This window comes from Actinomadura kijaniata (assembly GCF_014138665.1).
GTDB classification, from domain to species: Bacteria; Actinomycetota; Actinomycetes; order Streptosporangiales; family Streptosporangiaceae; genus Spirillospora; species Spirillospora kijaniata.
In genome coordinates this window covers 15,948-38,534 of the sequence record NZ_JACJIA010000005.1, presented here as the reverse complement: position 1 = coordinate 38,534, position 22,587 = coordinate 15,948, and the positions used below count along the sequence as shown (strand labels likewise).

At 74.5% G+C, this 22,587-nt stretch carries 19 protein-coding genes; 12 read left to right on the top strand and 7 right to left on the bottom strand.

The genetic code is table 11. The annotated features are described in order from the left end of the window. Positions 1-137: 137 nt before the first annotated feature. Genes HNR61_RS19920 through HNR61_RS19910 form a run of 3 tightly spaced genes read left to right on the top strand, consistent with a single transcriptional unit; the run spans position 138 to position 3,049 of the window. Entirely contained in the window at positions 138-1,172 is a 1,035-nt protein-coding gene (locus HNR61_RS19920) for a GDP-mannose 4,6-dehydratase (protein WP_182845172.1), read from the top strand. Positions 1,173-1,199: 27 nt separating this feature from the next. Continuing rightward, positions 1,200-1,478 (top strand): UBP-type zinc finger domain-containing protein, encoded by a 279-nt coding sequence (locus HNR61_RS19915; protein ID WP_182844698.1) that lies wholly within the window; start codon positions 1,200-1,202, stop codon positions 1,476-1,478. Continuing rightward, positions 1,478-3,049: an MFS transporter gene (locus HNR61_RS19910; RefSeq protein ID WP_182844697.1), complete on the top strand. Its 1,572-nt coding sequence runs from the start codon at positions 1,478-1,480 to the stop codon at positions 3,047-3,049. Before HNR61_RS19915 ends, HNR61_RS19910 begins: the two co-directional genes overlap by 1 nt. Here the strand turns inward: HNR61_RS19910 and surE are convergent. Then, positions 2,991-3,902, bottom strand: coding sequence for a 5'/3'-nucleotidase SurE (gene surE, locus HNR61_RS19905; RefSeq protein ID WP_182844696.1), 912 nt, complete (start codon positions 3,900-3,902; stop codon positions 2,991-2,993). The two genes, HNR61_RS19910 and surE, sit on opposite strands and share 59 nt — an antisense overlap. A 135-nt stretch (positions 3,903-4,037) precedes the next feature. Between surE and HNR61_RS19900 the strand changes: the two genes are divergently transcribed. From HNR61_RS19900 to HNR61_RS19890, 3 genes are all read left to right on the top strand, one after another. After that, positions 4,038-4,925: a LysR family transcriptional regulator gene (locus HNR61_RS19900; RefSeq protein ID WP_067815905.1), complete on the top strand. Its 888-nt coding sequence runs from the start codon at positions 4,038-4,040 to the stop codon at positions 4,923-4,925. Positions 4,926-4,960: 35 nt separating this feature from the next. Next, complete coding sequence (locus tag HNR61_RS19895) at positions 4,961-6,562, top strand: Na+/H+ antiporter (protein WP_312897991.1); 1,602 nt, start codon at positions 4,961-4,963, stop codon at positions 6,560-6,562. Between the two features lie 79 nt (positions 6,563-6,641). Next, the gene (locus HNR61_RS19890; RefSeq protein WP_182844694.1) at positions 6,642-7,001 is read left to right on the top strand and encodes a hypothetical protein; all 360 of its coding nucleotides are present in this window, start codon (positions 6,642-6,644) and stop codon (positions 6,999-7,001) included. 4 nt (positions 7,002-7,005) lie between these two features. Here HNR61_RS19890 and HNR61_RS19885 read toward each other — a convergent pair whose 3' ends face one another. Next, complete coding sequence (locus HNR61_RS19885) at positions 7,006-7,719, bottom strand: MerR family transcriptional regulator (RefSeq protein WP_182844693.1); 714 nt, start codon at positions 7,717-7,719, stop codon at positions 7,006-7,008. Positions 7,720-7,780: 61 nt separating this feature from the next. Beyond that, on the bottom strand, positions 7,781-8,692 hold the full coding sequence (locus HNR61_RS19880; protein ID WP_067815897.1) for an Lrp/AsnC family transcriptional regulator: 912 nt from the start codon (positions 8,690-8,692) through the stop codon (positions 7,781-7,783). Positions 8,693-9,314: 622 nt separating this feature from the next. Between HNR61_RS19880 and HNR61_RS19875 the strand changes: the two genes are divergently transcribed. The 6 genes from HNR61_RS19875 (at position 9,315) to HNR61_RS19850 (ending at position 16,175) form a co-directional block, all read left to right on the top strand. After that, positions 9,315-10,751 carry a GuaB1 family IMP dehydrogenase-related protein gene (locus HNR61_RS19875; RefSeq protein ID WP_182844692.1) on the top strand — a complete coding sequence of 479 codons (1,437 nt, stop codon included), beginning with the start codon at positions 9,315-9,317 and terminating at the stop codon, positions 10,749-10,751. Positions 10,752-10,870: 119 nt separating this feature from the next. After that, positions 10,871-12,331, top strand: coding sequence for an LCP family protein (locus HNR61_RS19870; RefSeq protein WP_182844691.1), 1,461 nt, complete (start codon positions 10,871-10,873; stop codon positions 12,329-12,331). Between the two features lie 111 nt (positions 12,332-12,442). Further along, entirely contained in the window at positions 12,443-13,954 is a 1,512-nt protein-coding gene (locus HNR61_RS19865; protein WP_182844690.1) for an LCP family protein, read from the top strand. A 67-nt stretch (positions 13,955-14,021) separates the two neighbouring features. Beyond that, positions 14,022-14,450: a hypothetical protein gene (locus HNR61_RS19860; protein WP_182844689.1), complete on the top strand. Its 429-nt coding sequence runs from the start codon at positions 14,022-14,024 to the stop codon at positions 14,448-14,450. A 79-nt stretch (positions 14,451-14,529) separates the two neighbouring features. Further along, entirely contained in the window at positions 14,530-15,588 is a 1,059-nt protein-coding gene (locus HNR61_RS19855; protein ID WP_182844688.1) for an enolase C-terminal domain-like protein, read from the top strand. Continuing rightward, positions 15,588-16,175 carry a P-loop nucleotide/nucleoside kinase family protein gene (locus tag HNR61_RS19850; protein WP_182844687.1) on the top strand — a complete coding sequence of 196 codons (588 nt, stop codon included), beginning with the start codon at positions 15,588-15,590 and terminating at the stop codon, positions 16,173-16,175. The genes HNR61_RS19855 and HNR61_RS19850 overlap by 1 nt, the downstream gene beginning before the upstream one ends. Here the strand turns inward: HNR61_RS19850 and HNR61_RS19845 are convergent. From HNR61_RS19845 to HNR61_RS19830, 4 genes are read right to left on the bottom strand one after another with little or no spacing between them, the layout of a single operon-like run. Next, the gene (locus HNR61_RS19845) at positions 16,169-17,323 is read right to left on the bottom strand and encodes an acyl-CoA dehydrogenase family protein (RefSeq protein WP_182844686.1); all 1,155 of its coding nucleotides are present in this window, start codon (positions 17,321-17,323) and stop codon (positions 16,169-16,171) included. The genes HNR61_RS19850 and HNR61_RS19845 overlap by 7 nt on opposite strands. Continuing rightward, a complete protein-coding gene (locus tag HNR61_RS19840; protein ID WP_182844685.1) occupies positions 17,320-19,284 on the bottom strand; it encodes an acetyl/propionyl/methylcrotonyl-CoA carboxylase subunit alpha in 1,965 nt (654 codons plus the stop codon). Before HNR61_RS19840 ends, HNR61_RS19845 begins: the two co-directional genes overlap by 4 nt. Positions 19,285-19,288: 4 nt before the next feature. Next, positions 19,289-20,821, bottom strand: a complete 1,533-nt coding sequence (locus tag HNR61_RS19835; RefSeq protein WP_246443287.1) for an acyl-CoA carboxylase subunit beta — start codon at positions 20,819-20,821, stop codon at positions 19,289-19,291. Between the two features lie 56 nt (positions 20,822-20,877). Continuing rightward, positions 20,878-22,587, bottom strand: coding sequence for an acyclic terpene utilization AtuA family protein (locus HNR61_RS19830; protein WP_182844683.1), 1,710 nt, complete (start codon positions 22,585-22,587; stop codon positions 20,878-20,880).

The following is a 22,587-nucleotide window of genomic DNA, read 5'->3' as shown; positions in this document are numbered from 1 at the left end:
AACAGAAGCAAATTCGGTGGAAAGTCGCCCCTGTCTCGTCAGTGGCGCTCCAGGGTCGCTAACCTCATGGTTCACGCTCGTCGTGGTCCACCCCGCCGAGCCGCAACGTCTGACCTATTTCAGCCTTGGAGGATCCGCTGTCCAGGCGAGCACTCATCACCGGCATCACCGGGCAGGACGGCTCTTACCTCGCCGAGCATCTGCTCGCCGAGGGGTATGAGGTCTGGGGCCTGGTACGGGGTCAGGCCAATCCGCACGTGTCGCGGCTGCGCAAGCACATCGGCGACGTCCGGATCACCACCGGTGACCTGCTGGACCAGGGCAGCCTGATCTCGGCGGTGGAGCGGGTGCGGCCCGACGAGGTCTACAACCTCGGGGCGATCTCCTATGTGCCGATGTCGTGGCAGCAGGCGGAGCTGACCGCCGAGGTCACCGGCATGGGCGTGCTGCGGATGCTGGAGGCGATCCGCGTGGTGTCGGGCATCAGCCAGTCGCGCACGCCGGGCGGCGAGCAGATCCGCTTCTACCAGGCCTCCTCGTCGGAGATGTTCGGGATGGTCCGGGAGACCCCGCAGAACGAGCGGACCCCGTTCCACCCGCGCAGCCCCTACGGCGTCGCCAAGACCTACGGGCACTACATCACCCAGAACTACCGCGAGTCCTACGGGATGTTCGCGGTCAGCGGGATCCTGTTCAACCACGAGTCGCCCCGCCGGGGCGCGGAGTTCGTCACCCGCAAGGTGACGCTCGGCGCGGCCCGCATCAAGCTGGGGCTGGCCTCCGAGCTGCGGATGGGCAACCTGGAGGCCCGCCGCGACTGGGGTTACGCCGGGGACTACGCGCGCGCCATGCGGATGATGCTGGCGCAGGAGGCGCCCGAGGACTACGTCATCGGCACCGGCAAGATCCACTCGGTGCGGGACCTGGTGGAGTTCGCCTTCCGCACCGTGGGCCTCGACTGGCAGGACCACGTGGTGCTGGACGACCGCTACACCCGGCCCGCCGAGGTGGACCTGCTGTGCGCCGACCCCAAGAAGGCGCGCGAGCAGCTCGGGTGGGAGCCGCGCGTCACCTTCGAGGAGCTGGTGACGAGGATGGTCGAGTCGGACCTGAGGCTGCTCAGCGGGTCGGCGCGGCCGGAGGACGAGCCGTTCAGTCCCGACCACTGGTGACGGCCGGGGGCGTGCGATCATGCTGTCATGGCTACATGTGACCATGTGAAGGACCTCCCCGACGCCGCCCCGGAACCGCGCACGCCGCGGGGTTGCGAGGAGTGCCTTCGGGACGGCACCCGCTGGGTGCACCTGCGGTTGTGCCTGACGTGCGGGCACGTGGGGTGCTGTGACTCCTCGCCGCAACGGCACGCCACCCGCCACTTCCACGACAGCCGCCGGGAGGATCCCGCGCACGCGGTCGTCCGGTCGTTCGAGCCGGGCGAGGACTGGCGCTGGTGCTTCGTCGACGAAATGATCGTCTGATGGCCCAGGTGCGGCTGGGCACCCCCGCCGGCCGGTGGATCCTGCTGGCCACCGTGCTGGGCTCCAGCGTGGCGATGCTCGACGCGACCGTGGTGAACGTGGCGCTGCCGAGGCTGGCCGACGAGCTGGGCGCCGACATGGCCGGGTTGCAGTGGACGGTCAACGCCTACACGCTGGCGCTGGCCGGGCTGATCCTGCTCGGCGGCGCGCTGGGCGACCGGTACGGGCGGCGCCGGGTGTTCGTGATCGGCGTGGTGTGGTTCGCGGTGGCGTCGCTGCTGTGCGGGCTGGCGCAGAACGTGCCGATGCTGGTGGCGGCCCGCGCGTTGCAGGGCGTGGGCGGGGCGCTGCTGACCCCCGGCTCACTGGCGATCATCCAGGCGTCGTTCGCGCCCGACGACCGGCCGCGCGCGGTCGGGGCCTGGTCGGGGCTGGGCGGCGTGGCGGGCGCGATCGGGCCGTTCGCCGGGGGCTGGCTGGTGGAGGCGGCGGGCTGGCGCTGGGTGTTCCTGCTGAACCTGCCGCTGGCGGCGGTCGTGGTGCTGGTGGCGGTGCGGCACGTGCCCGAGAGCGTCGACCCCGGTACGCACGGCCGGTTCGACGTGCTGGGGGCGGTGCTGGCGGCGACCACGCTGGCCGGGACGACCTACGCGCTCACCGAGGGGCCCGCGAGCGGGTTCGGCGCGGCCGTGGTGGCGGCGACGGCCGTGGGGCTGCTGTCGGCGGTGGCGTTCTGGTGGGTGGAACGGTCCCGGGGCCGCGCGGACGGAACGCGTGACCGGACGCGCGCGGACGGCCGGGAGATCCCGCCGATGCTGCCGCTGGGCCTGTTCGGGTCGCGGCAGTTCTCGGCGGTCAACGCGGTGACGTTCCTGGTCTACGGCGGCATGAGCGTGATGTTCTTCCTGCTGGTGCTGGACCTCCAGGTGGTGGCCGGGTTCTCGCCGGTCGCGGCCGGCACGGCGCTGCTGCCGGTGACGGTGCTGATGCTGCTGCTGTCCTCGCGCGCCGGGGCGCTGGCGCAGCGGATCGGGCCCCGGCGGCCGATGGCGGTGGGGCTGCTGGTGGCGGCGGCCGGGATGCTGATGGCGAGCCGGTTCGGGCCCGACACCTCCTACGTGCGGGACGTGCTGCCCGCGGCGGTCGTGTTCGGGCTGGGCCTGTCGGCGATGGTCGCGCCACTGACCGCGACGGTGCTGGCGTCGGCCGACGAGCGGCACGCCGGGATCGCCAGCGGCGTCAACAACGCGGTCGCGCGGGCGGCGGGCCTGCTGGCGGTCGCGGCGGTCCCGCCGCTGGCGGGGCTGACCGGCGACGCCTACCGGGATCCCGGGCGGTTCGCCGACGGCTACCGGATGGCGTTGACGGTGTGCGCGGTGCTGCTGGTGGCGGGGGCGGCGCTGACGTTCGCCGCCGTGCGCGACGACGTGCTGCGCGCCGCCCCCGCCGAGAAGGAGCCGCAGTGCCGCAGCCACTGCGCGGTCGGGGCCCCTCCGCTGGAGCCCGCCCGGGCTAGCGCGTCGGGAGGGGCGCCGCCGACGGGTGCGTCCAGTCCCCGTCCAGCGGGGTGACCGAGACGTAGTCCTGGGCGAGGGCGGTGGTGTCGGCGTTGCGGACCGGCTCGGGCTCGCTGGAGATCCGCCCGCCGATCACGTACTGCCCGTCGCCCGCCGGGGTGTAGGTCAGGGTGAACTGCGCGGTCCTGCCGAGGCGGGTGTGCCTGGTGCCCCTGGGCCCCGCCTCGGTGATCGGGTAGTTGACGTTCAGGGCGGTGCCGGGCGGCAGCACCGCCCGCCCGCCCGACGCGCGCCGCAGCCTGGCGATGAGGTCGGCGGTGTACCGCGCGGTGGCCGGGAACGTCCGGAGCGTCGCCTCGTTCCCGGCCCTCGGGTCGTACTCGGTGCTGACGGCGATGGCGGGGATCCCGCGCTCCAGCGCGGTGATCGCCGCGCCGACGGTGCCGGAGTGGTTGGCGACCGTGCCGGTGTTCTGGCCGAAGTTGGTGCCCGACACCACCAGGTCGGGCGCGCGGTCGGCGAACACCACGGCCAGGGCGAAGTAGACGCTGTCGGCGGGGGTGCCGCCGACCGACCAGACGCCGGGCGACTCCTGCCGGGCGGCCAGCCGCGCGCCGAGGGCGGCGGTGATCGCGGCGCTCCGGCCGGACTGGTCGGTGGCGGGCGCGACGACGGTGACCCGGTGCCCGGCGTCGGTGAGGGCCTGCCGGACGGCGGCCAGGCCGGGCGCCCGGTAGCCGTCGTCGTTGGTGAGCAGGATGTTCAGCGGGGCGGGGGCGCGGTGCCGGGGCGCGGCCGTCCCGGCGGACGCGGTCTCGGCGGACGCGGTGGCGGGCGCGGCCAGGGCGAGGGCGGGCAGCGCGGCCAGGGCCAGGACGGTCCGGGGACGGGGGCCGGCTCGTGTCATGGGACACCTCACGGGGGCTGGGCCCGGCGGCCGGTGGGGGCCGGTGCGCCGGGCCGGTGAGCGTTGCCTGCAAATCTCCGGGCCTATTCCGGCTATGTCCAAGACCGGATCGGTTCGTTGTCATACGGTCAGGGCATGAATCTGCGGCAGCTCCGCTACGTCGTGGCCACCGCCGACCACGGCACGATGACATCGGCGGCCCAGGCGCTGTACGTCGCCCAGCCCGCGCTGTCGCGGGCGGTCCGCGAGCTGGAACGCGAGCTCGGCGTGGAGCTGTTCGCCCGTTCGGGGCGGGGCGTGGTGCTCACCGCGGTCGGCGAGCAGGTGGTCCGCCAGGCGCGGGTGGCGCTGGACGCGGTCGACGCGATCGAGGGCCTGTCGGTGGCGCGGGCCAACGGCCGCGGCGGTGAGCTGCGCATCGCCACCACCTCCTCCCTGGAGCCGGAGCTCACCGGCCGGCTCATCCCCCGCTTCGCCCGCGACCAGCCCGCGGTGCGGGTGCGGGTGGTGCGCTGCGACGGCCGCGACCACGTCGCCGCCGCGCTGCGCGCGGGCCGCGCCGACCTGGCGCTGACCGACCTGCCGGTGCCCGGCGACCTGGCGGCCCACCCCTTCGAGCAGCGCGAGGTCGTGCTGATCTCGCCGCCGGCGCTGAAGCTGCGCGACCCGGTGCCGCTGACGGCGCTGGACGGGATGCGGCTGGTGCTGCCGGCGCGCGGCAGCGCCCGCCGCGCCGAGATCGACGCGATGCTGGACCGGGTCGGGGCGCGGGTGGTCCCGGCCGTGGAGTCCGACGAGCGCGGCTCCTGGCTGGGCTGGGTGCGCGCCGGGATGGGCTCGCTGGTGTGGTACCGCAACCAGATCGACGACGCCGAGGGGCTGGTGGTGCGGTCGTTCATGCCACCGATCACCCGGATGATCGGGCTGGTGCACCCGCACCGGCACCTGCCCCCGGTGGCGCGCGACTTCCTGGCGTTCGCCAAGGAGACGGCCCGGGAGACGCGGGAACGCAAACCGCACTGAACGCCTCGCCCCGTCCATCTGCCATGATCGGTTTCGTGGGAGCGACACACGCGTTGTGGCTGTTGGCGGTACCCGTCTGCGCGCTGGGGGTGGCCGCGCTGGCCCGCCGGTACGCGATCTCGGCACCGCTGGCGCTGGTGGTCGCCGGACTGCTGGTGTCCCTGGTGCCGGGGGTGCCGGAGTTCAGGCTCGACCCCGAGTTCGTGCTGTTCGTGTTCCTGCCGCCGCTGCTGTTCTCGGCGGCGTGGCAGAGCTCCTACTACGACCTGCGGGAGAACCGCCGGCCGATCGGGCTGCTGTCGGTCGGGCTGGTGCTGTTCACCACCCTGGCGGTCGGGTACACGGCGCACCTGCTGGTCCCGGACCTGCCGCTGGCGGCGGCGCTGGCGCTGGGCGCGATCGTGGCGCCGCCGGACGCGGTCGCCGCCGTCAGCGTCGCCCAGCGCCTGGGGCTGCCCCGGCGGGTGGTGACGATCCTGGTCGGCGAGAGCCTGTTCAACGACGCCACCGCGCTGACGGCGTTCCGGGTGGCGCTGGCGGCGGCGGTCGGCGCGGGCTTCACCCTGGCCGACGGGATGGGGCGGTTCCTGTTCGCGGCCGGGGTCGGCGCGGCGGTGGGGCTGCTGCTGGGGCCGCCGCTGCACTGGCTGCGGACCCGGCTGAACGACCCGCTGGCGGAGAACTCGGTGGTGGTCGTGGCGCCGTTCGCCGCCTACCTGACGGCCGAGGCGGTGCACGCCTCCGGAGTGATCGCGGTGGTGGTGAGCGGGCTGTACCTGGGACACCGCTTCACCGAGTCGCCCGCGGTGAGCCGGCTGATCGGCCACTCCTTCTGGAAGGTCATGGTCTTCCTGCTGGAGTCGGTGGTGTTCCTGCTGATCGGGCTCCAGCTCCCGTCGGTGCTGAAGGGGTTGTCCGGGTACGGGTGGGGCTCGCTGACCTGGTGGGCGCTGGCGGTGTTCGCGGTGACGGTCGTCGCCCGGTTCGTGTGGGTGTTCACGGGGTACCTGCCGTTCCGGCTGACGCCCGCGGGGCGCCGCCGTCCCCGGACGCTCGACTGGCGCGCCAAGATCGTGGTGTCGTGGGCGGGCATGCGCGGGGTGGTGTCGCTGGCGGCGGCGTTCGCGGTGCCGGCCACCGTCGCGGGCGGCGCGCCGTTCCCCGGCCGCGACCTGATCGTCTTCCTGACGTTCACCACGGTGCTGGGCACCCTGCTGGTGCAGGGGCTGACGTTCCCGCCGCTGATCCGGTGGCTGGGCGTGGCCGCCGAGCGGGAACGCTACGAGGACAGCGTGGCCGAGGCGGGCGCCCAGCACGCCGCCGCCAACGCGGCGATGGCGCGGCTGGAGGAGCTGGCCGCCGACACCGGCGACATGCTGGACCCGACGGTGGTCGAGCGGCTGCGGGCGATGGCCGAGCACCGGCAGCTGCGGGCGTGGGAACGGCTGGGCGGCGGCACCGGCCCGGAGGGCGAGGAGGTGCCGACCGCCGTCTACCGGCGGCTGCGCCGGGAGATGCTGGCCGCCGAACGCGCGACGCTGGTGCGGATGCGGAACGAGCGCCGCATCGACGACGAGGTCCTCCAGCGGATGCTGCACGAACTGGACCTGGAGGAGGCCGCGCTCAACCGCGACTAGCCGGTGCTCCCAGCCCTGGCCTGCGGCCGGGGTCTACCCTGAAACAGGTCTTGCTCCCCGTCTCGCGAAGGGTGGTCACGTGTCGTCCCCAGCGCCTCCCGGGGGCCGCCCGCGGGCGATCGCGGCGTTGCTGCTCTGGCCGGTCTTCTGCATGCTGATCTTCTTCGGCCTGCTCATGGTCCTCGTCGGCGTCCAGGGCCTCCACCAGGCCCACCGGCCGGTCGGGTGCGGCGGCGAGGCGATGCCCGACGACGGCCGCTTCACGTGCTTCACCGGATACGGCCCCGCACGCGCGACGACCTCGTGCGGGAGAGGCGGGAGCGGCGGGAGCGGGCGCCGTACCTGCTGGCGTTTGGGGCCCTCGGCGTGCCCGGCGTGCGGCGCGCCACGCGCCACGCGCCATCTGGGACGCGTCCAGCGAGCGGTCCGCGAGGGATAGACCGTCAGGCGGGGGTGAACAGCTCCGCCAGCAGGTCGGCGGCCTCCGCCGGGGCGCGCGCCTCCAGGTGCACCGCCGGGCCGTCCAGATGGAGCCGGAAGTCGAAGAACGGGCAGCACCGCTGCTCGTCGGCGGCGAGCGCGGCCAGCTCGGCGGCGCGGTCGGCGGGCAGGGTGACCCGCACGCCCTCGTCGATCTCCCGCGGCTCGGCGCCGTCCAGGACCCGCCGCCACCGGCCGACCCGTTCGGCCGCCGCCTCGCCGGTCAGCGAGCAGGCCACCGGGGCGCCGCGCCACCGTTCCTCCTCCCCCTCCGGGGCGAGGAGGCCGCACCGCGGGTCGCACCGGCCCGAGCGGTCGGGCAGGGCGTCCAGGTGGGCCAGCGCCCGCCGCAGCGAGGCGGTGAAGGCGGTCAGCTCGGCGATGCGGGCCTCGGCCTCGCCCAGCCGGGCGGCCACGCGCGGCCGCAGGTCGGCCTTGACGTCCGCGCAGGCGCCCGTGGCCCACACCCGCAGCAGCTCGGCGATCTCCTCCAGGGGCAGGCCCAGCCGCTTGGCCTCGCGGATGAACGCCAGCCGCTCCACCGCGTCCCGGCCGTAGAGGCGGTACCCCGACGGGGAGCGCTCGGCCGGGATCAGTCCCGCGGTGTCGTAGAAGCGCAGCGTGGTGGCCGGGACACCGGTCCGTTCGGCGAGCTGGGAGATCCGCATACCGTCCATGCCCCCGACGGTAGGCCTTCGACCCGGCTCGAAGGTCAAGCCCGCGGGGGCCTGGCGGCGGTCAGTTCCCGTTCAGCGGCTTGTCCGGGAGCTCGACGGCGTAGGACTCCTTCACCACGTCCAGGTGGTGCCACGACTCGCGGACGGTCGCGCCGGGGATGGCGCGGATGGCGTCCAGCACCGCGACCAGCTCGGCGCGGGAGGCCGCCTCGGCCTGCCCGACGATGTCGTAGCGGCCGAACCCGGTCGCCAGGTAGCGCACGCCCTCCTGCTCGGCGACGGCCTCGGCGACCCGGCGCAGCCCCCCGGTCACCACCAGCCCGAACCCGCCCAGCTCGGCGGCGCCGAGGGCGTGCGGGTCGGCCAGGCCAGTGACCTGGATGACCCCCGAGCGCATCAGCCGCACCACCCGGGCGCGGGTCGCGGCCTGCGACAGCCCGATGATCTGCGCGAGCCTGGTGTAGGGGGCGCGGCCGTCGCGCTGCAGCTCCTGCAGCAGCCGCCAGTCGATGTCGTCGAGGGTGATGTCGCCCAGCTCGCGCACCACCGCGTGGGTGTCGCGCACCGTCGACACCGAGCGGAACACCTCGGCCGACCGCACGCCGGGCACCGACCGGATCTGGTCGATCTCGGCGGCCAGGGCGGCGTCGTCGCGGGTGCGGACCTGGACGACCAGGTCCTGGGGTCCGGCGGTGAGCGCGGTGAAGCTGACGGCGGGGCGCTCGGCGATGGCGGCGGCGACCTCGCGGGCCGACCCGGTGACCGTGACCGACACGTGCCCCACGGCCTCGGCCCCGACGACCGCGGCGTGCACGATGCCCACGACGCGGACGACCCCCGTTTCGAGAAGGTTCTGCACGCGTGCCCGCACTGCCGTGCGGGAAAGCCCGACCCGGTCGGCGAGGGCCTGGAAGGTGGCCCTGCCATCCCGCTGGAGCTCGCGGACGAGCACGGCGTCGACCGCATCCAGCACGGCTGTCCTCCTCGACATCCCTTGAAGATCGTTTTGTCGCAACTGCAAGATCATTCCATTTCGGGGCGGTATCCCGTCAAATATTGATCCTGCTCGTGTTCGGCACGGCGCGCCGCCGTCGAAGCGTCGGCGAAAAGTCCGTTGGGCGCCGAATAGGGGGCCCTGCCACACGACGCGGGAACGCAACGCGCACAGCCCTCCCCCGAAGGCGGATCGGGGCCCGCGGGGCATCGGCGGCGAGGGGGGTGGCGATGGTCACTTCGGCGGCGTCCGCACGGACGCGGAAAGGCAGCCTTCACCGGGCCTGCCAGCGTGACCTGCATGCGCGTCTCCCCGGTGTTCTGCTGTGCCGCCTCTACGGGCGCACGTCCGTCCGCGCGAGGCACATGTAAGAAAAGTGCATCGGGGGCGCTGCGACGTCAAGAGGTAACTTTACAGAGAGCCAACCCTGCCGTGGCCATCGATTCCGCCGCTCGGCGGGGTCGCGCAGGTCAGCGATGTCCGCCGGTCGCGACCGTTCGATCTTCGTAGCGGTGCGTGCTTGGTCACAGCACCCTGGGGTATGGCTCACAATGTACGGTGGCCCAGCCACTCCTGATCGCGATTGGTGTGTAAGACAGCCGTGCGACTGCTGAATGGTGAGCACAACGCTCACGACCTCACCTACAACGACGTCTTCATGGTCCCCAACCGCTCCTCGGTCGGGTCCCGCCTGGAGGTCGACCTGGCCACCTTCGACGGCAGCGGAACGACCGTCCCGCTCGTCGTCGCGAACATGACGGCGGTGTCGGGCCGCCGCATGGCCGAGACGATCGCGCGGCGCGGCGGCATCGCCGTCATCCCGCAGGACATCCCGGTCGACGTGGTCTCCGACGTCATCGGCTGGGTGAAGCAGCGCGACCTGGTCGTCGACACCCCGATCACCCTGGCGCCCACCTCCACCGCGGGCGAGGCCCTGGCGCTGCTGCCCAAGCGCGCCCACAACGCCGTGATCGTCGTCGAGGACGACCGGCCGGTCGGCGTGGTCACCGAGGCCGACTGCCACGGCGTGGACCGCTTCGCCCAGCTGCGCGACATCATGTCCAGCGACCTGGTGACGCTGCCCGCCGGGGTCGACCCGCGCGAGGCGTTCAACCGGCTGCACGAGCGCGGCCACCGCCTGGCCCCGGTCGTGGACGGCGACGGGCGCCTGGTCGGCGTCCTGACCCGCACCGGCGCGCTGCGCGCCACCCTGTACAAGCCCGCCGTGGACGCCGGGGGCCGGCTGCGCGTCGCCGCGGCGGTCGGCGTGAACGGCGACGTGGCCGGCAAGGCCAAGGCGCTGCTGGAGGCCGGGGCCGACCTGATCGTGGTGGACACCGCGCACGGCCACCAGGAGAAGATGATCGGCGCGCTGGGGGCGGTGCGCGGGCTGGACCCGCAGGTGCCGATCGTGGCCGGCAACGTGGTCACCGCCGAGGGCACCCGCGACCTGATCGAGGCCGGGGCCGACATCGTCAAGGTCGGTGTGGGCCCGGGCGCGATGTGCACCACCCGGATGATGACCGGCGTGGGCCGCCCGCAGTTCTCGGCCGTGCTGGAGTGCGCCGCCGAGGCACGCCGCGTGGGCCGGCACGTCTGGGCCGACGGCGGGGTGCGCCACCCCCGCGACGTGGCCCTGGCGCTGGCGGCGGGCGCGGCCAACGTGATGGTCGGCTCCTGGTTCGCCGGGACCTACGAGTCGCCCGGCGACCTGCAGCGCGCCGCCGACGGCCGCCTGTACAAGGAGAGCTTCGGCATGGCCTCGGCCCGCGCGGTCCGGCTGCGCACCGCCGAGGACTCGCCGTTCGACCGGGCGCGCAAGGCGCTGTTCGAGGAGGGCATCTCGACCTCCCGGATGTTCCTGGACCCGCAGCGTCCGGGCGTGGAGGACCTGATCGACTCGATCGTGGCGGGGCTGCGCTCGTCGTGCACCTACGCGGGCGCGCGCGACCTGGAGGAGTTCCACGCCAAGGCCGTGGTCGGTATCCAGGGCTCGGCCGGTTACGCGGAGGGTATGCCGCTGGCCACCAGTTGGTAGCGGAGCCGCACGTTTTCCCCCAGGACGCCGTGGTCGCGCTGTCGGCCGCGGCGTCCGGCCGTCCACCCTTGCCCCTCAGGGGCGCCGGTGGGGGCCGCCGCCCCTGAGGGGGGCGGCACATGTACGACGGCGGACCCATCCGCGCGCGTCTGGAAGCACCACGACCGGCCGGGGACGGAATCGGACCCGGGGAACCGGATCTCGATCCGATCCCGCCGTGGTGGGCGCGCCCGCGCCGCTCTCCCGCCCTGCCGCGGCTGGCCGAGGCGCTGGCGCTGACCGCGCTGTCGGTCGTGATGCCGGGCCTGGCGCACCTGCGGGCCGGACGGGTCCGCGCCGGGGCGGCGCTGCTGACCGGGTACGCCCTGGCACTGACCGCCCTCGCCGTCGTCGCCGGGCGCGCCCGGGGACGGCTGCTGGAGCTGCTGGTGAGCCCGGAGTGGCTGGCGGGACTGATCGCCGGGTGCGCGGTGGCCGCCGTCGCCTGGGTCGCGCTGGTGGCGCGTTCGTACGCGGTGCTGCGCCCGGCCGCGCTCTCGGCGCGGGAGCGGCGGGCGGGCCGGGTCGTGGTGGCGGCGCTGTGCGCGCTGGCGCTGGCGCCGCCGCTGACCGTCGCGCGCTACGGGCAGCTCCAGCGGGACCTGGTCGGCAGCGTCTTCGCCGACGACCCCGCGGCCCCCGCCCCCGGCGCCGTTCCGGCCGCCCCGGCCGCTCCCCCGGCCGACCCCCTGCGCCGCCTGGAGCGGCTGAATGTCCTGCTGGTGGGCGGGGACGCCGACGTGGGCCGTCCCGGCGTCCGCACCGACAGCATGACGGTGGCCAGCATCGACACCCGCACCGGCGACACCGTCCTGCTGAGCCTGCCGCGCAACCTGCAGAACGTCCCGGTCTGGTCGGGCCGCCGCCGCGTGCCGTTCCCCCGCCGCGAACTGCTGAACGCCGTCTACCAGCACGGCCTGGCCCATCCGGAGCTGGTGGGGGGCGGGGCCCGCAACCCCGGGGCCGAGCTGCTCAAACGGACCGTGGGCCACATCCTGGGCCGCCGCGTCCACTACTACGCGATGGTCGACATGCGCAGCTTCCGGCAGATCGTCGACGCCGTCGGCGGGGTGCGGGTGTGCGTGGACCGCGCGGTGCCGGTGCCCCGGCAGCAGATCCCCGGCGGGGTGCTGCGGCCCGGCTGCCGCAGGCTGAACGGCCGCGAGGCGCTGTGGTACGGGCGCTCGCGGACCGGCGGCGACGACTACGGCCGGATGGGCCGCCAGAAGTGCCTGATGTGGGAGATCGCCCGGCAGGCCGGCCCGTGGACGGTGCTGCGCAGCTTCCAGCGGCTGTCGCGGGTGTTCCGGTACTCGGTCAACACCGATCTGCCGCGCGGGACGCTGCCGCACCTGGTCGCGCTGTCGGCGCGGATCAGGAACGCGCGGGTCACGAGCCTGCAGTTCGTGCCGCCGCTCGTGTCACCGGCCCGGCCGGACTATCCGGCGATCCGGCGCACGGCGGAGCGAATGATCGAAAACCGGGGGGCGGCCGTGCGTACCCGGGCCCGATTGCATATCCTGAACCAAAGCTGCATCTGACAACACCACAGCTCGTATTCGGTCGACTACCACGCAACCCTTACCCGGTTTTGCGCGTCCATAATGTAGTTCGGAGCCTGAAATCACCGTGCGTGGGGGATCGGAGCGTACATGGCGAGTCGATCGGCCGAGCGTACCCAGGAGGAAAGGGACGCCGACCGCAGCACCAGCGACGACCCCGGGCTGCCCCGCGCGCTGGGGTTGACCCTCGCGTCCGCGCTGGTGTGGGGGGTGGCCCACCTGGTCACCGGCCGCCGGCTCACCGGAGGTCTGCTGCTCGCCCTGTACGCGACGCTGGGCGCGGCCGGAGTGGTCGCCTGGACGGTGTTCCAGGACGACCTGCGGCAGCTGGCGGTCCAGCCGGACTGGATCACCGGGCTGTCGGCCGGGTTCCTGGTGCTGGGCCTGGTCTGGATCAGCGTGGTGGTCCGCTCCTACCAGCTGGTCCGGCCGGGCGGGCTGCGGCTGCCGGCCCGCACCGCGGGCGCGGCGGCGGTGGCGGTGCTGTGCTTCGCGGTGGCCGTCCCGGTCTCGTGGGCGGCGCACCGCACCTACCTGTACCAGGACGCGCTGAGCAGCATCTTCCGGGTCGGCGGCGCCAACGGCCGCCAGGTCGACACCCGGGACCCGTGGAGCGGGCAGTCGCGCGTGAACGTGCTGCTGCTCGGCGGCGACGCCGCCCGCAACCGGGAGGGCGTGCGCACCGACAGCATGACCCTCGCCAGCGTCGACACCCGCACCGGCGACACCGTCCTGCTGAGCCTGCCGCGCAACCTGGAGAGGTTCCAGATGCCGCCGGGCCCGGCCCGCGACCGGTTCCCCTACGGCTTCACCGGGGACGGGCCCGAGACGCCGGGACTGCTCAACGAGGTGTACCAGTACGCCGAGGACCACCCCGACATCATTCCGGGCGTGCCCAAGAACAGCCGGGGCCCCGAGCTGCTCAAGGCGACGATCAGCGGGATCCTCGGGCAGCGGGTGGACTACTACATCCTGGTCGACATGTTCGGCTTCGCCGACCTCATCGACGCGATGGGCGGGGTGAAGCTGCGCATCCCCGAGCCGATCCCCTACGGCACCGACGGCGGGGTGCTCCAGCCGGGGCACCGGACGCTGAAGGGCAAGGAGGCGCTCTGGTACGGGCGCTCGCGCACCAACAGCGACGACTACACGCGGATGGGCCGCCAGAAGTGCCTGCTGCGGGCGATCGCCCAGCAGGCCGACCCGCAGACGGTGCTGACCAAGTTCGACCGGCTGGCGGCGGCGGCCAAGCGGACCCTGTCGACCGACATCCCGCAGGAGCTGCTCCCGGCGCTGGTGCGGCTGTCGGGCAAGGTCAAGAACGGGGCGCGGATCGACAGCCTGCAGTTCGTGCCGCCGCTGATCGCCACCGGCTCCCCGGACTTCGCGCTGATCCGCCGGCTGGCCGCCCAGGCCGTCAGCAGGCAGGAGGCGGGTGCGACGTCCTCCCCCTCGGCCACCCCCTCCCCCTCGGCGTCCCCCTCGACCTCGGCGTCCGCGTCGCCGGGCGCGTCCCGGACGCCGCGCGCGGACCGGACGCCGGCCGGGAGGCGCGCCTCCGACGCCAAGCCGGTGTCGCTGGACGCGACCTGCCCGTCCTGACCGGCGGTCCGGACGTGACGGGCGGCCCCCGGCGTGCCGGCGTGCCGCGCCGGGAACGCTCCCTGACGTGAACCGCGCGCTCCGGGCCCGCCGGGTGGTGAACCTGGTCAACCTGTCGACCCCGCTGGGGCTGCTGCTGGGAGCGGTGGGGACGCGGGGCCGGGACACGGTGCGGGCCCCGGGCGGGCTGCTGGTGCGGGGCGGGTACCGGCTGCCGTTGCCGGACGCCCCGGCGTTCACGGTGGGCAACGTGATCCTGGTGCGCGGCGCGGCGGGCGACCTGCTGGCGCGCCCGGCGCTGCTGCGGCACGAGGGGCGGCACGCCACGCAGTACGCGTTCTGCCTGGGCCCGGTGATGCTGGTGGCGTATCCGGTGTGCGCGGGGGTGTCGTTGCTGCTGTGCGGCGACCACGCCTCCTACAACCCGTTCGAGCGGCTGGCGGGCCTGGAGGAGGGCGGTTACCGGCGGCGTCCGCCCTGGTTCGCCCGGCGGTGAGCCGGATCGGCGGTGTGCGGGCCGGTCCGGGAAGGGGGGATCATGGAAGGGAACGTCCTCAGGCGGAAAGGCGGACCGAGTGCCCCAGATCCAGGGTTGTGAGGCCTTCCACGTGGCGATGCCGCGCGGCAGGCGACCCGAGAGCATCCTGGTACGGGTGACCGGCGACGACGGTGTGGTGGGCTGGGGCGAGGTCGCCCTGATGGACCGTTCCGACGGGCCGGGGGCGTGGGCCGACCTCACCGAGCGGATGGGCCCGGCGCTGATCGGGCTGGAGTGGGAGCGGCCCGAGGACGTGTCGGCGGCGGCCGAGCTGGGCGGCAGGGGCGCGGCGGCGGCCGTGGACACCGCCTGCTGGGACCTGTGGTGCCGGACGCGGGGGCTGCCGCTGGCGCACGCGCTGGGCGGCACCCGCACGTCGCTGGTGACGGGCGCGCGGATCTCGCCCGAGCCGATCCTGGACACGGTCGCCGAACGGGTGAACCGGGCGGTCGGCGCGGGCCACACGCGGGTGACGGTGGAGGTGCGGCCGGGCTGGGACATCGAGCCGGTCCGGGTGGTCCGGGAGGCGTTCCCGGCGCTGGCGGTCGTGGCGGACGCGGGACACGCCTACCGGGAGACGCCCGAGCACCTGGCGGCGCTGGAGGCCCTGGACGGCTACGGGCTGCTGGCGATCGAGCGGCCCTTCCCCGCCGGGGACCTGGCCGCGCACGCCCGCCTGCAACGGCGGACCGGCACGGCGGTGGGCCCGGCGATCGGGGACCTGGACACCCTGGAGGCGGCGGTCGCGCTGGAGGCGGGCCGGGTGCTGGACCTGCGGATCGACCTGCTGGGCGGGCTGACCGCCGCGCGCGGCGCGCACGACCGCGCCTACGCGGCGGGCTGGGACATCTGGTGCACCGGGCCGGGCGCGTTCGGGATCGGGCAGGCGGCGACGGTGGCCCTGGCGGCGATGCCGGGGGTGACGCTGCCGAGCGACGTGACCGACCCGGCGGGCGGCCCGGTGTTCGTCACCCCCCCGGTCCGCTCCTCCGGCGGGGTGGTCGGGGTCCCGCTGACCCAGCCGGGCCTCGGGCACCAGGTCGACGAGGAGCGCATCGAGCGGCTGGCGAGCCGCCGCATGCGCCTTCCGGTCTGATGCCCGGCACGGTGCCCGCCCCGGTCTGGGTGGTGGCGGGCCCGCCGGGCGGCGGCAAGACGACGGTGGCGGACCTGCTGCTGGCGCGGCTGGACCCGACGCCCGCGCTGCTGGACAAGGACACGATGTTCGGGTCGTTCGTGGCGGCCGTCCTGGCGGCGGGGGGCCGTGACCCGGGCGAGCGCGAGGGCCCCTGGTACGACGAGCACGTCAAACGGCACGAGTACGCGGGCATGACGGCCACGGCGGCGGAGATCCGGTCCCACGGCTGCCCGGTGCTGCTGAGCGGCCCGTTCACCGCCCAGATCCGTGACCCGGAACGCTGGGCGGCATGGGCGGCGGAGCTGGGCGGCCCGCCGGTGCGCCTGGTCTGGATCCGCACGGACCCCGCGACGCTCCGGCACCGGCTGGGGGCCCGCGGCCTGCCCCGGGACGCGGGCAAGCTGGCGGCGTTCGAGGCGTTCGTGGAGCGGATGCGCCCCGAGGAGCCGCCGCCGGTCCCGCACCGGGAGGTCGACAACCGCCTGGCCGCGCCGGCGCCGCTGGCGGCGCAGGTCGAGGCGCTGGTCAGAGCCCGGGCTCAGTAGCTCTTGGGCAGGCCCAGGGAGTGCTGGGCGACGAAGTTGAGGATCATCTCGCGGCTCACCGGGGCGATGCGCATCAGGCGGACCACGCCCGCCAGCATGCCGACGCCGTACTCGGTGGTCAGGCCGTTGCCGCCGTGGGTCTGGATGGCCTGGTCGACGCAGTGGACGGCGGCCTCGGCGGTGGCGTACTTGGCCATGTTGGCGGCCTCGCCCGCGCCCATGTCGTCGCCGGAGTCGTACAGCCAGGCGGCCTTGTGCGCCATGAGCCGGGCCAGCTCCAGTTCGATCTTGGCCTGGGCCAGGGGGTGGGCCAGGCCCTGGTGGGCGCCGATCGGGGTCTTGAAGACCTGGCGGTCCTTGGCGTAGTTCACGGCCCGGCCGAGGGCGAGGCGGCCGATGCCCGCGCCCATCGCCGAGGCCATGATCCGCTCGGGGTTCAGGCCCGCGAACAGCTGGAGCAGGCCGCCGTCCTCGTCGCCGACCAGGGCGTCGTAGGGCAGGCGGACGTCGTCGAGGTGGCAGACGAACTGCTTCTCGGGCGAGACGATCTCCATCTCGATCGGCGTCCACGTGAAGCCGGGGGCGTCGGTCGGCACGATGAACAGGGAGGGCCGCAGGTTGCCCTTCTGGTCGGCGGTGCGGGCGACGAACAGCACCGCGTCGGACTCGTCGACGCCGGAGATGAACGTCTTCTGCCCGTTGACGATCCAGCCGTCGCCGTCGCGGCGGGCGGTGGTGGTGATGCGGTGGGCGTTGGACCCGGCGTCGGGCTCGGTGATCGCGAACGCCATCTTGACCGACCCGTCGGCGAACCGCGGCAGCCAGTGCTTCTTCTGCTCCTCGGCGCCGGAGCGGGCGATGATGGTGGCGCAGATGGCCGGGGAGACCACCATCAGCAGCAGCGGGCACCCGGCGGCGGCCAGTTCCTCGCAGACGGCGGCCAGGTCCCCGATGCCGCCCCCGCCGCCGCCGTACTCCTCGGGGACGTTGACGCCGAGGTAGCCGAGGCGGCCCGCCTCGTTCCACAGCTCGTCGGTCTTCTCGCCCGCCCTGGCCTTGGCGACGTAGTAGTCCACGCCGTACTTGGACGCCAGCTCGGCGACGGCGGCGCGCAGGGCGCGCCGCTCCTCGGACTCGATGAAGCTCACTGGGGTGTTCCTTCCGAGATGACGGCGAGGACCGCTCCGGCCTCGACCTGCTGACCGGCGGTGACGGGGAGTTCGGCGACGGTCCCGGCGGCGGGGGCGGCGATGCGGTGCTCCATCTTCATCGCCTCCAGCACCAGGAGGGTCTGGCCCTCGGTGACGGTCGCGCCGGGCCCGGTCTCGACGCGCACGACGGTGCCGGGCATGGGGGCGAGCATCGAGCCGGGGGCGACCAGGTCGCTGGGGTCGGCGAAGCGGGGCACCGCGCGCAGCGCGACCGGGCCGAGGGTGGAGTCGACGTACACGCGGTCGCCCACGGTGTGGATCGCGAACGCGCGGCGCACGCCGTCGTGGTCGACGACCACGCCGGTGGGGGTGGCCTCGACGAGGGTGACGCCGGGGTGGCCGTCGGCGCGCAGGCCGTCGCGGGTGTGGCGGTAGGCGACCTCGATCGTCCCGTCCGGCCCCTCGTAGGTCCTGCGCTGCGGCTGGGAGGGGACGTTGCGCCAGCCGGACGGCAGCCCGCCGAGGACGGGGGCGGCGGCGCGGTGGGCGGCGGCGCCGGCGAGGGCGGCGGCCAGCGCCGACAGCTCCACCGCCGCGGCGTCGGCGAGCGGCGCGGCGAGGACGTCCAGGCCGACCTGGTCGAGGTAGCCGGTGTGGGTGTCGCCCGCCTGGAAGGCGGGCTCGGCCATGACGCGGGCGAGCAGGTCCCGGTTGGTGGTGACGCCGTGGATGCGGGCGCCGGTGAGCGCGGCGCGCAGGCGCCGGACCGCGGCGGCGCGGGTCGGGCCGTGGGCGATGAGCTTGGCCAGCATCGGGTCGTAGTGGACGCCGACCTCGCTGCCGGACTCCACGCCGCTGTCCAGGCGCAGCCCGTGCCCGGCGGGGACGGCGAACGCGGCGTCCACGCCGGGGATCGCGAAGGCGTGCAGCGTTCCGCTGCCGGGCCGCCAGCCGGCCGCGGGGTCCTCGGCGTACAGGCGGACCTCGACGGCGTGGCCGCGCGGCTGCGGGGGCGAGGCGGGCAGCCGCGCCCCCTCGGCGACCTCGATCTGGAGGCGGACCAGGTCCAGGCCGTAGACGCACTCGGTGACGGGGTGCTCGACCTGGAGGCGGGTGTTGACCTCCAGGAAGAAGAAGCGGCCGTCGGCGGCGAGCATGAACTCCACGGTTCCCGCGCCGGTGTAGCCGATGGCCCGGGCGGCGTTCACGGCGGCCTCGCACAGCTCCGCGCGCAGGGCGTCGCCGACGGCGGGCGACGGGGCCTCTTCGATGATCTTCTGGTGGCGGCGCTGGACCGAGCACTCGCGTTCGCCGAGCGCCCAGACGGTGCCGTGGGCGTCGGCGAGGATCTGCACCTCGATGTGGCGGGCGCGCTCCAGCAGCGGTTCGCAGAACACCGCCGGATCGCCGAACGCCGACCGGGCCTCGCGGCGCGCGGCGGCGACGGCGTCCGGCAGGTCGGCGAGGGCCCGCACGACCCGCATGCCGCGTCCGCCGCCGCCCGCCGACGCCTTGACCAGGATCGGCAGGTCGGTCTCGGCGACGGCGCCGGGGTCGAGTTCGGGCAGCACCGGGACCCCGGCGGCGGCCATCAGCTTCTTGGCCTCGATCTTGGAGCCCATCGCGGCGATGGCGTCCGGCGGCGGGCCGACCCAGGTCAGCCCGGCCTCGGCGACGGCGCGGGCGAAGTCGGCGTTCTCCGACAGGAACCCGTAGCCGGGGTGGACGGCGTCGGCGCCGGCGGACCGGGCGGCGCCGATCAGCAGGTCGGCGCGCAGGTAGGTGTCGGCGGGCGCGGCGCCGGGCAGCCGTACGGCGGCGTCCGCCTCGGCGGCGTGCGGGGCGTCCCGGTCGGCGTCGGAGAACACCGCGACGGTGCCGATCCCGAGGTCGCGGCAGGTGCGGAAGACACGGCGGGCGATCTCGCCGCGGTTGGCCACCAGCAGATTGTCGATCATCAGCTCACATCCGGAAGACGCCGAAGCCGTCGGCTCCGCGCACGGGCGCGTTGTGGATGGCGGACAGGCACAGGCCGAGGACGGTGCGGGTGTCGCGCGGGTCGATCACACCGTCGTCGTACAGCCTCCCGGACAGGAAGAACGGCAGCGACTCGGCCTCGATCTGCGCCTCGACCATCTCCCGCATGGCGCGGTCCTGCTCCTCGTCGTAGGCCTGGCCGCGCGCCTGGGCGGCCTGCCGGGCGACGATCGACAGCACGCCGGCGAGCTGCTGGGGGCCCATGACGGCGGACTTGGCGCTCGGCCAGGTGAACAGGAAGCGGGGGTCGTAGGCGCGGCCGCACATGCCGTAGTTGCCCGCGCCGTAGGAGGCCCCCATGACCACGGTCAGGTGCGGCACCCCGCTGTTGGCCACCGCGTTGATCATCAACGCGCCGTGCTTGATGATCCCGGCCTGCTCGTACTCGCGGCCGACCATGTAGCCGGTGGTGTTGTGCAGGAACAGCAGCGGCGTGTCGGCCTGGTTGGCGAGCTGGATGAACTGGGCGGCCTTCTGGGCCTCCTCGCCGAACAGCACGCCCTGGGCGTTGGCGAGGACGCCGATCGGGTAGCCGTGCAGCCGCGCCCAGCCGGTGACCAGGCTCGTCCCGTACAGCGGCTTGAACTCGTCGAACTCGGAGGCGTCCACGATCCGGGCGAGCACCTCGCGCGGATCGAAGGGGATCTTCAGGTCCTCCGGGACGATGCCGGCCAGCTCCTCGGCGTCGTACAGCGGCTCGCGGACCGGGCCGGGCGCGGGCCCGAGCTTGCGGTGGTTGAGCCGCCGGACGATCTGGCGGCCCAGGCGCAGCGCGTCGTGCTCGTCGGCGGCCATGTAGTCGGCGAGGCCGGAGGTGCGGGCGTGCATCTCCGCGCCGCCGAGGGACTCGTCGTCGGACTCCTCGCCGGTCGCCATCCTCACCAGCGGCGGGCCGCCGAGGAACACCTTGGCGCGCTCCTTCACCATGACGGTGTGGTCGCACATGCCGGGGATGTAGGCGCCGCCGGCGGTGGAGTTGCCGAACACCAGCGCGATCGTGGGGATCCCGGCGGCCGACAGGCGGGTCAGGTCGCGGAACATCCGGCCGCCCGGGATGAAGATCTCCTTCTGGGAGGGCAGGTCCGCGCCGCCGGACTCCACGAGGTTGATGACCGGGAGCCGGTTCTCCAGGGCGATGTCGGAGGCGCGGAAGCTCTTCCTGACCGTCCAGGGGTTGCTGGCGCCGCCGCGCACCGTCGGGTCGTTGGCGACGATCATGCATTCGACGCCCTCGACGACGCCGATGCCGGTGACGACGCTCGCGCCGACCGGGAAGTCGCTGCCCCAGGCGGCCAGCGGGCTGAGCTCCAGGAACGGCGAGTCGGGGTCCAGCAGCAGTTCGATGCGCTCGCGGGCCAGCAGCTTGCCGCGCTTCCGGTGCCGGGCGACGTACTTGTCGCCGCCGCCGGCCAGGGCCTTGGCGTGCTCGGCCTCCAGGTCGGCGAGCCGGGCCAGCATCGCCGCGCGGCGTTCCCGGTACTCGGGAGCGGTGGGGTCGAGCGTGCTCTTGAGGGTCAAAGGACGGCCTCCGGGATGTCGACGAGGCGGGACCGCAGCCACTCCCCGAGGGCCTTGCCCTGCGGGTCGAAGCGGGTCGAGGCGGACACTCCCTCCTGCAGCAGCCCTTCGACGACGAAGTTGACGGCGCGGAGGTCGGGCAGGACGTGGCGGGTGACCCGGTGCCCGCGGGTCTCGGGGAGCAGCCCGGTGAGGCGGTCGGCGGTCAGGAACGCCTCCAGCCAGCTCCACTGGGCGTCGGTGCGGGCCCACACGCCGATGTTGGCGTCGCCGCCCTTGTCGCCGCTGCGGGCTCCGGCGACGCGGCCGAGCGGGGCGCGGACGGTGGGCCCGGGCGGCGGGGCCGGGACCGGGGCGTTCTCCGGTTCGGGCAGTGGCGCGGTGACCGGGACGGGCGGGATGACCACCTGCTCGCCGCCGGGCAGGACCGCGACGTGCTCGATCTCCCCGTTCGGCACGAACGCGGGCGTGTAGACCCCGTACGGGCTTCCCTTCCCCGGTGGCGACGTCATCGTGAACCCCGGGTACCCGGCGAGCGCCAGCTCCACGACCGCCCCGCTGAACGCCCGCCCGACCCGGTCGGCGTCGGGGTCCAGCACCGCGCACCGCAGCAGCGCGGTCGCCGCGCCCTGGGTGGCGGGATCGGGCGCGGCGGCGCCGACCAGGGTCCACTCCACCCGCGCGGGCCGCCGGTCGCCGAACGCCGCCTCCACCTGCTCCCGGGCGAACGCGGCCTTGGCCTCGACGTCCAGCCCGGTCAGCACGAACGTCATCTCGTTGCGGTGCCCGCCCAGGTGGTTGAGGCAGACCTTGGTGGTGGGCGGCGGGGGCGTCCCGCGCACCCCGCCGATCGCGACGCGGTCGGGCCCGTCCGGGCGGAGCCGGACCGTGTCGAACCGGGCCGTCACGTCCGGTCCCGCGTAGTGGGGCGGTCCGATCTCGTACAGCAGTTGCGCGGTGACGGTCTCGACGGTGACGGCGCCGCCGGTGCCCTCGTGCTTGGTGACGACGCTGGAGCCGTCGGGGTGGATCTCGGCGAGCGGGAAGCCCAGGGGCCTCGCCCGGTCGATCTCCCGGAAGAAGGCGTAGTTGCCGCCGGTGGCCTGCGCGCCGCACTCCAGCACGTGCCCGGCGACCGTGGCCCCGGCCAGGGCGTCCCAGTCGTCGCGGGCCCAGCCGAAGTGCGCGGCGGCCGGGCCGACCACCAGCGAGGCGTCGGTGACGCGCCCGGTCACGACGATGTCGGCCCCGGCGCGCAGGCACTCGGCGATGCCCCAGGCGCCCAGGTAGGCGTTGGCGGTGAGCGGCCGCCCGTACCGGGGGTCGGCCAGGCCGAGCTCCTCGGCGCGCGGCAGCAGGTCGTCGCCCTCGACGTGGGCGACCCGCACCGCGACGCCGAGGCGGCCGGCGAGCTCCCGGAGGCGGTCGGCCAGGCCGCGCGGGTTGAGCCCGCCCGCGTTGGTCACGATCTTCACGCCGCGTTCGGCGGCCAGCCCGAGGGTGTCCTCCATCTGCCGCAGGAACGTGGTCGCGTACCCGCCGCCGGGGTCCTTCAGCCTCCCGCGTCCGAGGATCAGCATGGTGAGCTCGGCGAGGTAGTCGCCGGTGAGGACGTCCAGCGGGCCGCCCTCCAGCATCTCCCGGACGGCGGTGAGGCGGTCGCCGTAGAAGCCGGAGGCGTTGCCGATCCGCAGCGGTGGGCTCAT

Coding starts and splice junctions, on each gene's coding strand:
- HNR61_RS19915 (WP_182844698.1), top strand. CDS start 1,200: ATGGCTACATGTGACCATGTGAAGGACCTCCCCGACGCCGCCCCGGAA.
- HNR61_RS19910 (WP_182844697.1), top strand. CDS start 1,478: ATGGCCCAGGTGCGGCTGGGCACCCCCGCCGGCCGGTGGATCCTGCTG.
- surE (WP_182844696.1), bottom strand. CDS start 3,902: ATGACACGAGCCGGCCCCCGTCCCCGGACCGTCCTGGCCCTGGCCGCG.
- HNR61_RS19900 (WP_067815905.1), top strand. CDS start 4,038: ATGAATCTGCGGCAGCTCCGCTACGTCGTGGCCACCGCCGACCACGGC.
- HNR61_RS19885 (WP_182844693.1), bottom strand. CDS start 7,719: ATGGACGGTATGCGGATCTCCCAGCTCGCCGAACGGACCGGTGTCCCG.
- HNR61_RS19870 (WP_182844691.1), top strand. CDS start 10,871: ATGTACGACGGCGGACCCATCCGCGCGCGTCTGGAAGCACCACGACCG.
- HNR61_RS19865 (WP_182844690.1), top strand. CDS start 12,443: ATGGCGAGTCGATCGGCCGAGCGTACCCAGGAGGAAAGGGACGCCGAC.
- HNR61_RS19850 (WP_182844687.1), top strand. CDS start 15,588: ATGCCCGGCACGGTGCCCGCCCCGGTCTGGGTGGTGGCGGGCCCGCCG.
- HNR61_RS19840 (WP_182844685.1), bottom strand. CDS start 19,284: ATGATCGACAATCTGCTGGTGGCCAACCGCGGCGAGATCGCCCGCCGT.
- HNR61_RS19835 (WP_246443287.1), bottom strand. CDS start 20,821: ATGCTGGCCCGGCTCGCCGACCTGGAGGCCGAGCACGCCAAGGCCCTG.
- HNR61_RS19830 (WP_182844683.1), bottom strand. CDS start 22,587: ATGAGCCCACCGCTGCGGATCGGCAACGCCTCCGGCTTCTACGGCGAC.